This window comes from Candidatus Bathyarchaeia archaeon, from assembly GCA_041447175.1.
In the GTDB taxonomy this organism is placed as follows: domain Archaea; phylum Thermoproteota; class Bathyarchaeia; order Bathyarchaeales; family Bathycorpusculaceae; genus JADGNF01.
This window is the reverse complement of sequence record CP166960.1, coordinates 1,733,121-1,746,787: the sequence shown is the minus strand read 5'-3', so window position 1 is coordinate 1,746,787 and position 13,667 is coordinate 1,733,121. Positions and strand designations below refer to the sequence as shown.

The following is a 13,667-nucleotide window of genomic DNA, read 5'->3' as shown; positions in this document are numbered from 1 at the left end:
GTTGCGATTTTTGTTCCTCTTTCCTTAAATATGGATTCCGCTAAACAAAGCTCAGGGGGCTTTGAGGCGTGACTGTACGGTATTGAGTAATTGTGGGCAAGACGTAACCGATGACATGCGGTTCTGCCCCCGGTGTCTTGCTCCCCTAAAAACAACCGCGGTTCCCGCCAGTGTGGTTACGCTTTCTGACCCTTATCTCGTCGGGACCCGCCAAACCCCATTTTTAACCGTTTCCGCTTTCCTCGTGGAGGCTGCTGCTTTTTATGTTTGCTGGATTTTTGGTTCCGTTCATCATCTTCCAATAATTCCCGCTTGGGCCTCACCATTATAGGCGTAGTTGGGGGCGTTCTTATCAGTCACTTTTACACATCCAAACAACTACGTTTCTGGAAGAGACGGGCGAGATACGCACTTCCTTAAAGCTTCTTTTAGGTTTCATGTTTCTTGCTGTTGGCGTAATACTATCCTGTGTGCTTTTGCTTGTCTATTTTGCACCTACTCCTTCGCCTGTTTGGTATCTGGCTTTTAACTTGCGTTACCCCCTCGCTACTGCAACTTGCGCTACGCGCGCTTTTCTTTTTGTTCAATGGGAGAAAAAACATAAAAAAGAAATCTGCGAAAAAACCGCTCAATGTTTGTTTTCCCAAAAACCCATAACCCCAGTTGACCAAAGCGGGGTTCGGAAACCTTACAAGCTCGTGTGCTAACCATCTTGGTGGTGCTAACGCTTGGACCGAATCAACCGCCTCAAAAAACTCGCCTTCGCCCAAAACAGCTTTGACGGATACCTAATCTTTAACGGGCCAAACCAGCTTTACTTCCTTGGCTTCCCCGGAACCACCGCCCTTCTCATATCCGCCGAAAAAGAAGCCACCGCTTACGTTTACGGTGTGAATTACGAGCAAGCAAAAGCCGAAAGCAAAGACGTCGACGTGCAGCTGGTTCGCGCCGACGAGAACCTGACCGCAAAACTTGCCGTCCAAGCCAAAACCCTCGGCATCAAAAGCCTCGCAGTGGACGGTTTAAGTGTAAACGTTTGGCAAAGCTTAGTCAAAGAGCTTGAGCCTCAAGTGACGCTTGAAGTCACTAACCGCCCCGTGCAGGCGCTTAGGGCAGTCAAAGAATCTGGCGAAATCGCGCTTATGCGTAAAGCAGGCGAACTCACCAGCATAGCGATGGAAGCCGCCTCTGAAGCCGTTAAGCCTGGGGTACGGGAGTTTGAGGTGGCGGCGGAGCTTGAGTATGCCATGCGCAGGCGCGGTGGGGGTCCGACGGCGTTTGAAAGCATCGTGGCTTCGGGGACGTTTTCGGCGTTTCCGCACGGTGGCTGCTGCGACCGCATCATACGTGAGGGTGACCTTGTGGTGGTGGACATCGGCGCGACTTTCAACTATTACTGTTCTGATATGACCCGCACGTTTGTGGCGGGGAACCATTCAGAGAGGCAGCAGCGAATTTACGACGTTGTATTGGACGCGCAGTCAGCGGCAGTTAAACGCGTGAAGGCAGGTATGCCGATAGCTGAGGTGGATGCCGCCGCCCGAAAAGTCATCGCGTCCGCTGGTTATGACGACTACTTTGTGCATCGTTTGGGTCATGGGGTAGGCTTAGAAGTGCATGAGTTTCCCAACCTAACCTCCCAAAGCAAGGACGCCTTGGAGGCGGGGAATGTGGTTTCGGTTGAGCCTGGCATTTACCTGCCTGGGTTTGGAGGCGTGCGCATCGAAGACACCGTGCTCGTGACGGAGCAGGGCGCGGAAAAATTCACTGCGGGCCCCTACAAGCTCACCCGGGAATAACCCTTTTTTGTCGCCAAACCTTTTCGACGGTTTTGGAAAGATATTTTTATTCACAGTATCTTATGTCCTATAAGAAAAACGCTTCTTGCCTTTGTGTTGTCAGAGTTTGGGGAACGTGTTGATAAAGAAGAGTGGTGACCGCCGAAAACTAATTCGGTATGCCCGATGGGCCAGTAAAGCCGTATTTTTAATCTTCTTCATAGCGCCAATCGCTTACTTCGCCACGGCACCCCGACTTTCCGTCTACAGTCTCACGTTTGGCGGGTTAAGTGCGCCCCTTTTCACTTTGCCTTTCGGGCAATCGGTATGCAGCATCGAAACCTACGCCTACGGCCAGATAGGTCCCGGGGCGTGGCTAATTTGCCCCGTTGGGGGACTGCAGGTTTTAGCCACGGGCTTCATCGACATGGAATACCTTTTTTTCACCCTTGTAGCTCTGCTCCTTTTCTTGCTACCTGTCCTTGTGTTGGGTAATGTGTTCTGCAGTTGGGTGTGCCCTCTTGGGTCAATCATTGACGGGTTTGACAAAGCAGTTGCCACTTTCATGCGGGGCTTGGATGCGAAACGCCAAAAACGAATGCAGCAAAGCAAAGAAAAAGAAACAGCCAAAAACGGTTCCCCGCTAAGCACGGTGGCTTGTTCAGCTTGTCCCTTTGGCAGGCTTTTGAGCAGCAAGTTTGGCGGCGTCGCGGCAAGTGGCATACTGGGTTCGGCTGTGGTTGGCTCGGCGATTTTCCGTTTTCCCGTTTTCTGTGCAGTTTGCCCCATTGGCGTAGCCACCCGCGGCATGTTTCACCTCAAAGCGTGGACCTCCCTCACGGGTCAGATGATGCCCATTCTTCTGGAGCTTTATTTGCTCCCAGTGGTGGCGGTTCTGCTCAGTTTGAGGGAGAAACGGTTCTTTTGCAGGAAAATTTGCCCTGTAGGCGCGGTTCTGAACGTTGCGGGGTCGATTAGCCCCTTCCTAAAGCCCAAAATACAAGCAGAGGAATGCATCATGAAGGGCTGTCCCAAAACCTGCGAAGACTATCATCTGGGATACTGCGGGACGTGTCGGCAGCTGGATGCGAAGGCTTGCGAGAGGGTTTGCCCTCAAGGCATAAACTTGGTGGACGGAGGCTCCCTTGCTCGTTGCACGAAATGTTTTGAGTGCTACATTGAATGCGACAAAGGTGCTGTACAGGTGGAACTTGTCGGCAAATCAGATGCCTACGAGTGGTTTAAGCATCTGCGCAAGAAAAAACCGAACCTGTCTCAGAGTGTGGCGTAGTTTAGGGTCTGGTTCCATAGGTATACCCTGTCGTATTGTTTGACGAGGTTGATGGCGTTGGTGCCGTCGAAAACCACATTCAGCCTTAATCCGTACGTGTCTGAAAGCAGGTTAAAGTTGTGCCAAATCAGAGGCGTCTGCGTATCCTCAGGCCAAGCTGCCCGCCAAGACAGGCTTGCTGGTCCCCAAACGTTGTCATCAGCCCATCTTAAGCCTCCCCCGTAATACTGCGGCAGAACCAAAGCTGCCGTTGCGGCGGCTTGTTCTGTGGCTCTTGCGGTGTTTTGTTGATAGCTCCAAAACTGCTGCATGGCGGAGAAGTGTTCTTCGTTTAAGATGCCGTAAGGGTTGCCTTCGGGGTTGGTGGGGTAGTTGAAGACGACGATGTATTTGGCGCCTGCGTCGTAGGCAAGGTGCATGTCCTGCAGAATTTCAGGTCCGCTGGCTATGTAGGGCGGCTGCATGTATGTCCATGTGATGATGGCGCCCCAGTCTTTGCCCATGGATTGGGCGGCTCCTCTGACGAGGGCGATTTGTTGGGTGCGGCTGTTGTTCCAACCCAACTCCACAAAGACGCTGCTGTAGCCTGCCATGTAGTCGTACCAGTACAGGGCAAAGTCGGAGGTGAAGGCGGGGATGCCGCGGCGTTTGAGGTCGTTCATGCTGTTAAAGCTGGGTGAGGTGCCTAAACTTACGAATTTGGCTGCGGCTTCTTGTGGCGATGATGTGTTCTGGAAAAGTGCCCGTACGTATGAGCCGTTGTTCCATTGTCCTTGCTGAATTTGCCATCCGCCTGGTTCATCGTAGAGGTAAACGCCAAGGAACATGTCTCCCCAACGTTGCTTTGCTGTGTCCAGCCATGTTTGATGCCACGAATACGTCTGGTTAGATATGAATGAAAAGAAAACCATGAAGTGTAAACCTGAATTTGCGGCGTAGTCTGCAACTTCGTTGAGTGCAGATTCGTTGATGGTTATGTCCCATGAGTTAATGAGAAACAGGTTTGAGTAGCCTTTCACTTCATCGATGAGCAGCTTTGCCCCTTGGGTGCTGTTTTGCCCGTAGGAGACGCCGAAGTATAAGTCTGGGTTTGAGCCTGAACCCCATGTCGTGTAGGAAATGTACGTGGCGGGGACCCCCACCAGAGCGATAACCAGAATAATCAGCAACGGTAAACCTACAAACTTCATTAGCTTTTCAAACATTAATTGAAGTGATGGAGAAATAAGCCTTTCTTGACTAAAAACCCAAAAATATCATGACAATACCTGTATTACGGAGGAAAAAACTATGAAGATCATTGTTGTTTTTGACTCGAAAAGTGGAAGCACCGAAAAGATGGCTCAGGCAGTTGCCAAAGGAGCCGAAAATGCAGGGGCAACCGTTGAGGTTAAGCGGGCAGAAAACACGGTTAACCAAGATTTTCTGGACGCCGACGGCATCATCATGGGGTCACCAACCTACTACGGCGAAATGTCCGCCAAACTCAAACAGGTCATTGATGATTCGGTTGAATTGCACACGAAGCTAACCGGGAAGGTTGGGGCAGCATTCACAAGCAGCGGCGGAATAGCCAGCGGCGCCGAAACCACCTTGCTAAGCATCCTGCAAGCCATGCTTGTTCACGGCATGATAATTCAGGGCAACGCCTCAGGACAACACTATGGGGTAGCAGTTAAGGGAGCGCCTCAGCCTGAAGACTTGAAAGCCTGCGAAGAACTCGGCGCCAAAGTAGCAAACCTCATTAATCAACTTAACTGAGCACGGATGAAGCCGCGTTCAGGCTCGGGTTTGGAGTAACCATTTCCACGCTGGAATTACCTCAATGGTTTTGCCGTTTTGTTCAATTTTTTTCTCTTCATTAAAGGTTACAATTGTTAGCTTGGGGCAGTTCATTTTTTCGCTTGTTTCAAGGAGTGATTTTGTTTCTCTTGCGTATGTTTCTGATTCATTGATGCTGTAGCTGACCTGGATGAGTTCGCACGCTTTGTTTTCTTTGGTCAGAACAAAATCAATGTCTGCTGTTTCGGTTTTGTAGTAGTGAATTTGTTCGCGTCGTCGAATCAGTTCCACAAGGACTGTGTTCTCAAGTTTTTTCCCTTTGTCTGAGTCAAAAAGCCCCAGTATCCCCGAATCAGAAACGTAGAGTTTTGGTCTAGTGTTTCTTTCTTTTATTCTTCGGGAGTATGGGTACACCAAGAAGAAAAGAAATGTGGCTTCTGCGTAGTTGAGGTAGTTAAGCGCGGTTACCTTGCTAATTTTTGCTCCATGTGAGCTAAACCAGTTAACCAAAGCAGGAATAGATACATTTCGGCAAACTGACCCAAAAAGTGAATTTATGAACGCTCTAAAGACTGCAGCTTTCCTCACCTTGAATTTCTCTATGAGATCCCGCTGTATCACTGTTGCATACAGATCGGATAGTAAAGTCTGTTTCAACACTGGATTCTCAGTTTTTATTACTTCCGGGTAGCCGCCGAAATCCAAAAATTCCGAAAATGCTCCTATGACTTTGCCAGTATCTTCAGCTTGCATGTATTTCTCGAATGTGATTTCCTTTGCTCTCAGGCATTCTTTGAACGAAAATGGCAAAACGAGCGTATTGTTGCTTCTGCCGCGTAGCTCCGACGGTATTTTATCCAATGATAAATCTGATGTTGAGCCTGTAACAAAAATTTTGTATCTATGTTCATCAAAAAGAGTTCTTAACCATCTGGACCATTCTGGGAAGGTCTGCACTTCGTCGATGAAGAGGTAAATGTCCTTTGTTTCATTGGGTTTATACACATGATAAATGGTTTCCTCCAGTTTGCTTAGGTCATCAACAGTTATACCAAAGAAATCTATATCCTCACAGTTGATGAACACCTTGTTGCGTTCTTCATTTTCTAATCCTTTCATGTAGAGGAGCATCAAAGAGGTTTTGCCTGCCCTTCTTGGGCCCACAATAGCATTGATGAAGTTCCCTTCGTGGAGAGTTACGTCTCTTTTGATTAGCTCAACCGTTTTCGAGTAATCCCTGTATCTTATGAGCGCGTTCTCCAGATTCATGTTAGTTTTCCTCAGTTTTAGTTAAGTACTACTTTACTATTTTCTCAAAATAGTTAATTACTACTTAACTATTTAAGCCCTTTAGTAAATCAGCAAAACGCAACACCCACCCCATCGGGATGACTATCCAAAATCTTTTAACATGTGACGCCCTTTTTGTGCAGTATGAGTTTGTGCAGCGCAGCCAAGGCAACCCTCAAAAACCGCAGGTTCTGGCTTTGGCAAATCGCCGGCGTCATCATCTACGCCATCCCCGTAGCCATCCGCTTCAGCACCGGCAGCGTCGTGATCCCCATCTTAAATTTCCCCGGCTTCTGGATAGGTCACTTCATCCCGGGAAATATGCTGGAAAAAGTTTTGGTTAACGCGTTTTTCCCCGGCGGGGCAGGCGGCATCGCAGGCGAAGTCTTCTACGGCTACTACAAGGGCAAAGCTGAAAGCTGGAAGACGGTACATCGGCGCAGACTTGCAGGGGCGATGGTTTGGACGGCAGCATGGTCGACTTTCCAATTCTTTGGCTACTTCCTGTCCATCATGGGGCCATACGGCAGCAACATCTTTGAATACGCAGGAGTTTTCCCCATAAACTTCGTGATAGCCGCACTGTCGATTTTCACACCTGATGTCGTGAATTTATTGAAATCAGCATTGGGAAAAAATAAATCATTTACTGCTTGAATTTGCAATTTTTATGGAATATGCCTTGGGGATTGTGGAAAATTGGTTTTTATATTAGTGTTAAGTCATAAGCAGTGCGGGGTTTGATGTTGTTTAGACTGAAGCGTTTATGGTACCGATTAACACATGACAAGAAAAAACGCAACAACTCAAGTGCATACGTTACCGTTCCATACTATTATCCCACTGAAAAAGTCGACAACGTAAGCAGGGCTCAAAAAAGAGAAAACGTCGCTAAACTGACGGCTGTTTGGCACAGAAAAACTTGCGCTTCCTTTTAGAAAATGCGCCTGTGACTCTTAGGCCTGTGACGAAGGTGTGGTGGGCCCGAGGTGATTTGAACACCTGACCAACAGATTATGAGTCTGGCGCTCTACCTAACTGAGCTACGGGCCCAAACTTCCTTACATAAGCTGTTTCCAACGGAATTTAAACGTTTTCCGCACATCCACATACAAAAAAACGTGCCCCCAACTAAACCCCCAAAAAACGTCAACCGACGACTTTCTTTGCCCTTTAACGACGCAGAAAAACCCCCTTTCAAACGCAGAAACCAAAAAGCAACCTGAAATACGCCCAACAAAAAATTAGGTGCATTAGTTTGTGGTTAGGTCATAAACCGCTTCACCGTTTCGTAAAGTACCTGCACGCCAAAAACCAGGTTATCCACTGAAATCCGCTCGTCGATGCCATGTTCACGTCTGGTTGCTTTTTCCCCGTAAATGGTTTCGCTGCGTAAGGGGTGGAAACCGTAGCATACGCTGCCGAGTCGGCGGAAGAAGCGGCTGTCAGTTCCTCCGGGCATGAGCAGCGGAACAACCTCGCAGTTTGGCTCCGCATCTTTGAGCACGTTGGTTATGGTTTGGTAAAGGGGCGTGTTGGCTGGTGATTCGGATGGCTCCTGCGATTGAATGACCTCAAACGACAGCTTGGTTAACCCTGCATCGGCAAGGCGCTTTTTGACAAACTCCAACGCCTCCGCAGTGGACTGCCCCGGCAAAACGCGGCAATCAAAAACCGCTTCACACTCCGAAGGGATGATGTTCTCTTTGATGCCTCCATGAATTATGGTTGGGGTGATGGTCATGCGTATGCGTGGGCGAATCTCTTCGGCTATGTCGGGAGACACCTTATCGAGCTCCGCCAAAATTGCGTCGCTTTGCTCTGGAGCTGCAAGCAACCGCGAAATAAACGGCTGCAAATCCGCATCTTCCCTGCCAATCTCCACCAAAAACTGCTCCACCGCAGGCACAAACCGAACTTCCGCACGATAATTACCCAAGCAATCCACTACGTGATTCATCCGCATCACTGCATTGTCCGCTGCAGAAGGCACCGAACCATGTCCCGGAAAGCCGCCTGCGCGAACCCTAAACCACAATAGCCCTTTCTCGGCAACATTAATCGTGAACAGGTTTTTGTTCTTAAGCGGCATTGAGGAACCTCCGCCTTCATTTAACACGTACTCGGCAAACACTTTCTCGGGGAAGTTTCGTGTCAAAAAATCAGCCCCCATCACGCCGCCCGCCTCCTCGTCAGCGGTTGCAGCCAAAATCACGTCTCCTTTCAGGGGGATGTGGTTGCGTTTGAGCAGTTTAAGCGTCATGGCTTCGATGGCGGTCATGCCTTTCATGTCTAGGGTTCCGCGTCCCCAAACAAACCCGTCTTTAACTGCGCCTGAAAATGGGGGGACGCTCCATTCTTTTGGGTTGGCGGCAACCACGTCCAGATGGGACAAGAGGAGCAGGCGGGGTTTTTGGCCTGTGCCTTTAAGTCTGGTGATGAGGCTGCCTCGGTTGGGTGCGGATTCGATGAGTTCGCATTGGAAGCCTTCATTGGTTAGGTTTTGTTTGAGCCAGGTTGCAGCTGTGGTTTCGTTTCCCGGCGGGTTGGTGGTGTCGTGTTGTATGAGTTGGCTTAGTAGGTTTGTGGTTTCGGTTTGGGTTTCTTGTGGGGTTTGGGTTGGCATTTTGGTTCCTGTAGTTTAGGATGTGCGCGGTTTTTAAGACTTTTTTGTCTTTCATTTTTTGGATGGTTTTTTGAAATTTGGGCGGATTTAGGGAGTGAATTGATTTAGTCTGACAACCAAGTTTATATATGAATGTCGAAATGCATATGGAATCGGAATAAGATTGGAATCAGGCAGATTAAAATGAAAGAACTGAAACCATTGGACTATCAATTGCTCTTTGAGCTCATGAAAGATTCTCATCGAAGTGATAGGCAACTAGCAAAAGCGCTGGGGATTTCTCAGCCAACTGTTACCCGCAGAAGAGCCATGCTTGAGGACAGCACCATCGAAGGATACACCGTTATCCCCAAGTTTGGACAGATTGGTTTTGAGTTGGCTGCTTTCACCTTTATGAAGACTCAACTTAATCACAAAAAAGGCGCCGAAAGAGAAGAAGCGCTTAACAAACTCAAAGAATGGTACCTCAAACAGCCCAACGTCGTCACCGTTTTGGATGGTCAAGGTATGGGTTGGGATGCTGTCTGTGTTTCTTTACACGAAAACTACACTGGGTACGCTGAGTTTTTGAGGCTGCAGCAATCTGAGCTTTCAGACCTTATTTTGGAGACCCAAAGTTTCCAAGCTGACCTTAAGCCAGGCGTGCTGGTTAAGCCGTTCCACTTAAAGTACCTGGCAAAACCCAGCAAGTAACCTTTCCTTCTTTTAGGCGTTTGCCCAGTTAGGTGCCTTCGTTGGGTTGTGCTGGGCTATTCTGCTTTTTCCATTTTTCCTGCAGCACCCTAGCCATGTTGCCGTCCTCCAAAATTACCGCTCCACGGTAACCGCAGGTGCTGCACTGCCAAATCGACCAAAACTGGGGCATGCCCTGCGCCCAGAAGACTTGGGTGGAGCCGCATTTGGGGCAAAATTTGATGGCGTGGTGTTTTGCTTTTTTGTCGCCTTCAGACTTTTTTGGTTGCTGGTGGGTGTTCACAATCAGTTACCCTAAAAGGGTAACACATGTTTGCCTTTTAAGAGTTCTGCCCTTGCCAACAAGCGCCATCCTCCCATCCCCTCCACCTGCGCCTTTCCCCATTCTGGTAGGCTGACTACCCCTTTGACCTACCTCTACCCCTCTATCGTTTCTGCATCGAATCAATATTAACATCCAAATAGAAGCCAAATAGGCTCACAGTTTACCAGTTGTCGTCATATGGAACTCGGGTTGGCTAAACTTAAAATTTATAGCCAACAACATATACGATAGCAGAACTGGTAACCATGCTTACAAAAGCACTCAAAAAAATGGAAGTAGAACGGGGATTCGTTCAGATACCGCTGAAGAGTAGACCCGAATTAATTGGTGACATGGACCCACCTTTTGATACACTTCTAAATGATTTACCTGCAAAAATCGATAAATATGGACGACTCTGGTCTGACTACCTCAAACAAAGGTTTTCTGTGGAAACGCAGGTAACAATAAGCAGGCACAATGGTGGTTTTCAAATTACAGCACTTGACTCAAAACAAGAGCCGGTTCTCTTAGAAACTGAAAAACCAAGAACCAGTACCTTTGCAGAAACAGTGTTGAATACTGGAGCTACTTGGTCAAAAGTGCTTGAAGGTAACTGTGTAACTCTTATGAATGAGGGTATAGTGGGTAAAGTAAATCTGACTTTCTTTGACCCTCCATATCTTCAAGGTAAAGAATATCGGTTTTTTGACGACAATCAATCCTGTGAGAAATATTGGAGTTGGATAAAGACAGTTGTTCAAGAGGTCTATAAAGCCACATCCGATGGCGGCGCACTATACTTTATGCACCGAGAAAAAAACGCAGAAATAGTTTTGGAGATTCTGCGGGAAACAGGTTGGAATTTTCAAAATTTAATAATCTGGAAGAAGAAAACCTCTGCCGTCCCAATTGAGACTAGATTTTCAAAGCAATACCAAATAATTGCCTATGGTATCAAAGGAAAAAAACCTAGAGTCTTTAACAAGGTTAGAATTGACCCTCCGCCATTGCCTGAACATAAATACCAACGCGAAAATGGCATGTATTTGACAGATGTTTGGGATGATATCAGAGAGCTTACTTCAGGATATTTTGCAGGAGACGAAGCTCTCAGAGATAAACAAGGAAATAGAATACATGCCCAACAAACCCCCGTCGCATTGTTGTTAAGAATAATATTGTCCTCAACTTTGCCTGGGGACGTAGTCTTTGATCCAACTGCAGGTACTGGAACAACGCTGGTTGTTGCAAAGCAACTGAACCGAAACTCTGTGGGCGTGGAAATAGACCCAGCGCATGTTGAATTAATCCGAAATAGGCTCAAAACCCTACGGCATTCAGACGATATTTCCTCACAATTCAATTATTATGGGCATACCACAAATCTCAGTAAAATCTGGAAATCTGAATTGAAAATTTCAACTTCGCAGAAAAAATTAACTTAAATTGTCCTTTTCAGAAGTCACCTCTTCGTTGATGTCACTGTAAGAATTATTAACGAAGACCGCCTAATAGACTCTACTGGACGGGGGCAATTGGAAACAATATTCGAGTTTGGAACAGAAGCGGTTCCTTTTATTATTAACGAAATTGCGTTAGCCACCAAATACGTAAGAATCGCTATGTTCCAGATTCACCGTGAAGAAGTATTTGACGTATTAACTGATTTACTTAAAAAAAATGTTCAAGTAGAAATATTGACTCTTCCTTACGACAGCATTAATGATGACTTGAGACCCCGTGTTGAAGAAAGATTTATCCAACTAGCTGAATGCGGAGCCTCAATATACTTCAACAAATGGAATGTTGGGGACCCACGTGAAACAAGAACCGCTTTTGGAAGATGGTATTCTTTTCATGGAAAATTCATTGTTACAGATAAAAGCGCTATTGCTTTATCAGCAAATTTTACACACGCGGAAGAACTGGATGCGGCAATAATATTTAGAGGTGATGAAAGTAAGCTTCATGAATTTAATGTGCAATTTGAAACTTTACTTCAGCTATTTGTCTTAGACCAGAATGGCTTTGATGGTCAAATCAGAAAAAAAGTTCTCGATATAGTCCAAGAAAATGGGAAAAAAATATTTGACTTGCCAGAAAAAGTTGATTTAATTCATAAAGACCACTGGATTCTTCACTATCCAATAGCGCTTTGTCCGCCTGTTTCAACTCCTGAAAACAAGCTATATCTTACACCTTTTGACTGCAGAGGACGAACACTTCTTAGTAGTATAATTGAAACTGCAGATAAATGGATATATATTTCGACCGAGAGTTTCACTGATCAAGATTTTTCAAAATTCTTGACCAATCTTGCAATAAACAAAAGCATCCCTATAAAAATAATGACTGGGGCACGAAGCCGAGATTTTACTGACAGGTTAGAAAACATGTTTAGGGACCTCATTGCCCAAAAAATTGAGGTTAAGACACCCGTGGGTCCAATTCATGCTAAACTTGTTATCACAGATAAAGCTTTAGTTGTTAGTTCAATTAATTTGAACAAGATGAATCTGGGGCATTTTAAGACTAAGAAATTTTGGAGAGAAAATACGGAATCCATTTTGGTTTGTCACGATTCCGATCTGATTTCAGTTGCAAAGCGGAGATTTGAGGAAAATTTCGGCAAAAGTATCAATATCCAAGATTTGCTTTGCGAAAAATTGGAAAAAACTGTACAGGATGTTTTCAAAGGTGCCTTTAGACTTAGTCCTAATCCTGAAGTAAGAGCGCTTTTTGCCAAATTTATCCTTCAAAAAGAAATTGATACAAAAACGACTATTATTAAATTAGGCAAAATAACTAAGAAGCTTATGGTTCATTATGGACGCGATAGAGTTGATAAAAATGACTTTATTTCTGCACTTATTTTATATTATCTATCAGACGCAAAAAAAGATTATACTCAACTCATGGAAAAGTTTAACGAATTTAATGAAGGTATCAACCTAAAGGATGTGCTGAGTAAACTAGTTTTTGCAAATTTAGTTGAGAAAGAAGACGAATATTACAAAATCAATATTGATGCCTTAGCTTTTTAAAGCTAAGTTTCATCTGAAAATTTGCACAAGCCCTCCGGAAATTCCTTTTTCAGTTTTGCATTACAGTTTGGGCAACGGATTTCTACGTCGATTAATTCTTTCGTGTATTTTCCTGTTTTCTTATCAAACGTATACGTCCAATATTCGTTCTCGTATTACAACAAGTGCCTTTTCCCCGCATTAATGGCATTTTGGTGGAAAACCTTCATGCACAACTTTTGCCAAATTTTCATCCCTTGGTTCTGGGTAGTCAGTTTCTCTTTAAAGTTTTAGCTTGTGATTGGAATCGGATTGATACTTGCATAAACCTGTAAGTACACTCTTTTCCAGCAAGGAAAACGCGAAATCCTCTTTCTGGCAGTAACTTTTATTTGGGTATGTTTTCATGTGTTGGTGTAATCTGGGCAAAACGCGGTGATGCCTCGATAGCTCAGCCCAGCAGAGCGGCTGCCTTGTAAGCAGCAGGCCGCGGGAGCAAAGCCCGCCCGAGGCTCTCCAACCTCTTTATCCCCAAAGTACGGTCTTTTTAGATTTGATTAAAAAATACAATGGCGCTAAACAAAAACGCGGTTCAATTTTACTCGGCGGCTTCGTCTTTGCCCTTCTTTGGCGGCTTATCCGTAAGCAAGTGGTATTTGCGGGCGTTGGAGTCAATCATTTCGCTTTCGAAAAGTTTGCGCAGTGACTTGAAGACCTTCTTGCTGGGTGCCCCTGTCTTCTCGGTGATTTCTGCAAGGGTTAACTCTTTGCTTTCTTTAAGGGCGGCTATGACTTGTTCATCGGTTTTGTTTAGCTTCATCTGCGTATCCTCTTCAAAGTTATGCTGGCATATTTGGCGTTAGGTATTTTTCTATTT

The 13,667-nt window shown here is 46.0% G+C and carries 13 protein-coding genes and 2 tRNA genes; 9 read left to right on the top strand and 6 right to left on the bottom strand.

Translation table 11 applies throughout. The annotated features are described in order from the left end of the window. Positions 1 to 82: 82 nt before the first annotated feature. The 3 genes from ACBZ72_09055 (at position 83) to ACBZ72_09045 (ending at position 3,069) form a co-directional block, all read left to right on the top strand. Positions 83 to 331 (top strand): zinc-ribbon domain-containing protein, encoded by a 249-nt coding sequence (locus ACBZ72_09055; protein XES76319.1) that lies wholly within the window; start codon positions 83 to 85, stop codon positions 329 to 331. 397 nt (positions 332 to 728) lie between these two features. Beyond that, the gene (locus ACBZ72_09050; GenBank protein ID XES76318.1) at positions 729 to 1,799 is read left to right on the top strand and encodes a M24 family metallopeptidase; all 1,071 of its coding nucleotides are present in this window, start codon (positions 729 to 731) and stop codon (positions 1,797 to 1,799) included. 118 nt (positions 1,800 to 1,917) lie between these two features. After that, entirely contained in the window at positions 1,918 to 3,069 is a 1,152-nt protein-coding gene (locus tag ACBZ72_09045) for a 4Fe-4S binding protein (GenBank protein XES76317.1), read from the top strand. Here the strand turns inward: ACBZ72_09045 and ACBZ72_09040 are convergent. Continuing rightward, a complete protein-coding gene (locus ACBZ72_09040) occupies positions 3,054 to 4,259 on the bottom strand; it encodes a hypothetical protein (GenBank protein ID XES76316.1) in 1,206 nt (401 codons plus the stop codon). The two genes, ACBZ72_09045 and ACBZ72_09040, sit on opposite strands and share 16 nt — an antisense overlap. Before the next feature lie 100 nt (positions 4,260 to 4,359). On the opposite strand from ACBZ72_09040, the gene ACBZ72_09035 reads away from it, so the two are divergent. Continuing rightward, on the top strand, positions 4,360 to 4,830 hold the full coding sequence (locus tag ACBZ72_09035) for a flavodoxin family protein (GenBank protein XES76315.1): 471 nt from the start codon (positions 4,360 to 4,362) through the stop codon (positions 4,828 to 4,830). Between the two features lie 18 nt (positions 4,831 to 4,848). Here the strand turns inward: ACBZ72_09035 and ACBZ72_09030 are convergent, their stop codons facing one another. Beyond that, entirely contained in the window at positions 4,849 to 6,120 is a 1,272-nt protein-coding gene (locus tag ACBZ72_09030; GenBank protein ID XES76314.1) for an ATP-binding protein, read from the bottom strand. Between the two features lie 171 nt (positions 6,121 to 6,291). Here ACBZ72_09030 and ACBZ72_09025 point away from each other — a divergent pair, with 171 nt between their 5' ends. Continuing rightward, positions 6,292 to 6,798 carry a hypothetical protein gene (locus tag ACBZ72_09025; GenBank protein ID XES76313.1) on the top strand — a complete coding sequence of 169 codons (507 nt, stop codon included), beginning with the start codon at positions 6,292 to 6,294 and terminating at the stop codon, positions 6,796 to 6,798. A gap of 319 nt (positions 6,799 to 7,117) precedes the next feature. Here ACBZ72_09025 and ACBZ72_09020 read toward each other — a convergent pair. Continuing rightward, positions 7,118 to 7,194 (bottom strand) — tRNA-Ile (locus ACBZ72_09020). Positions 7,195 to 7,405: 211 nt separating this feature from the next. Continuing rightward, on the bottom strand, positions 7,406 to 8,767 hold the full coding sequence (locus tag ACBZ72_09015) for a M20/M25/M40 family metallo-hydrolase (GenBank protein ID XES76312.1): 1,362 nt from the start codon (positions 8,765 to 8,767) through the stop codon (positions 7,406 to 7,408). Between the two features lie 183 nt (positions 8,768 to 8,950). Here ACBZ72_09015 and ACBZ72_09010 point away from each other — a divergent pair, with 183 nt between their 5' ends. Then, positions 8,951 to 9,460 carry an Lrp/AsnC family transcriptional regulator gene (locus ACBZ72_09010; GenBank protein ID XES76311.1) on the top strand — a complete coding sequence of 170 codons (510 nt, stop codon included), beginning with the start codon at positions 8,951 to 8,953 and terminating at the stop codon, positions 9,458 to 9,460. Between the two features lie 28 nt (positions 9,461 to 9,488). Here the strand turns inward: ACBZ72_09010 and ACBZ72_09005 are convergent, their stop codons facing one another. Then, complete coding sequence (locus tag ACBZ72_09005; protein ID XES76310.1) at positions 9,489 to 9,743, bottom strand: hypothetical protein; 255 nt, start codon at positions 9,741 to 9,743, stop codon at positions 9,489 to 9,491. A 287-nt stretch (positions 9,744 to 10,030) separates the two neighbouring features. Here ACBZ72_09005 and ACBZ72_09000 point away from each other — a divergent pair, with 287 nt between their 5' ends. The 3 genes from ACBZ72_09000 to ACBZ72_08990 all read left to right on the top strand — a co-directional run bounded on the left by ACBZ72_09000 (position 10,031) and on the right by ACBZ72_08990 (position 13,304). After that, a complete protein-coding gene (locus tag ACBZ72_09000) occupies positions 10,031 to 11,212 on the top strand; it encodes a site-specific DNA-methyltransferase (GenBank protein ID XES76309.1) in 1,182 nt (393 codons plus the stop codon). A gap of 90 nt (positions 11,213 to 11,302) precedes the next feature. Continuing rightward, entirely contained in the window at positions 11,303 to 12,811 is a 1,509-nt protein-coding gene (locus ACBZ72_08995) for a phosphatidylserine/phosphatidylglycerophosphate/cardiolipin synthase family protein (protein XES76308.1), read from the top strand. Between the two features lie 419 nt (positions 12,812 to 13,230). Then, positions 13,231 to 13,304, top strand: a tRNA-Thr gene (locus ACBZ72_08990). 84 nt (positions 13,305 to 13,388) lie between these two features. On the opposite strand, the gene ACBZ72_08985 is transcribed toward ACBZ72_08990, so the two are convergent. After that, the gene (locus ACBZ72_08985) at positions 13,389 to 13,610 is read right to left on the bottom strand and encodes a helix-turn-helix domain-containing protein (protein ID XES76307.1); all 222 of its coding nucleotides are present in this window, start codon (positions 13,608 to 13,610) and stop codon (positions 13,389 to 13,391) included. Positions 13,611 to 13,667 lie beyond the last annotated feature (57 nt).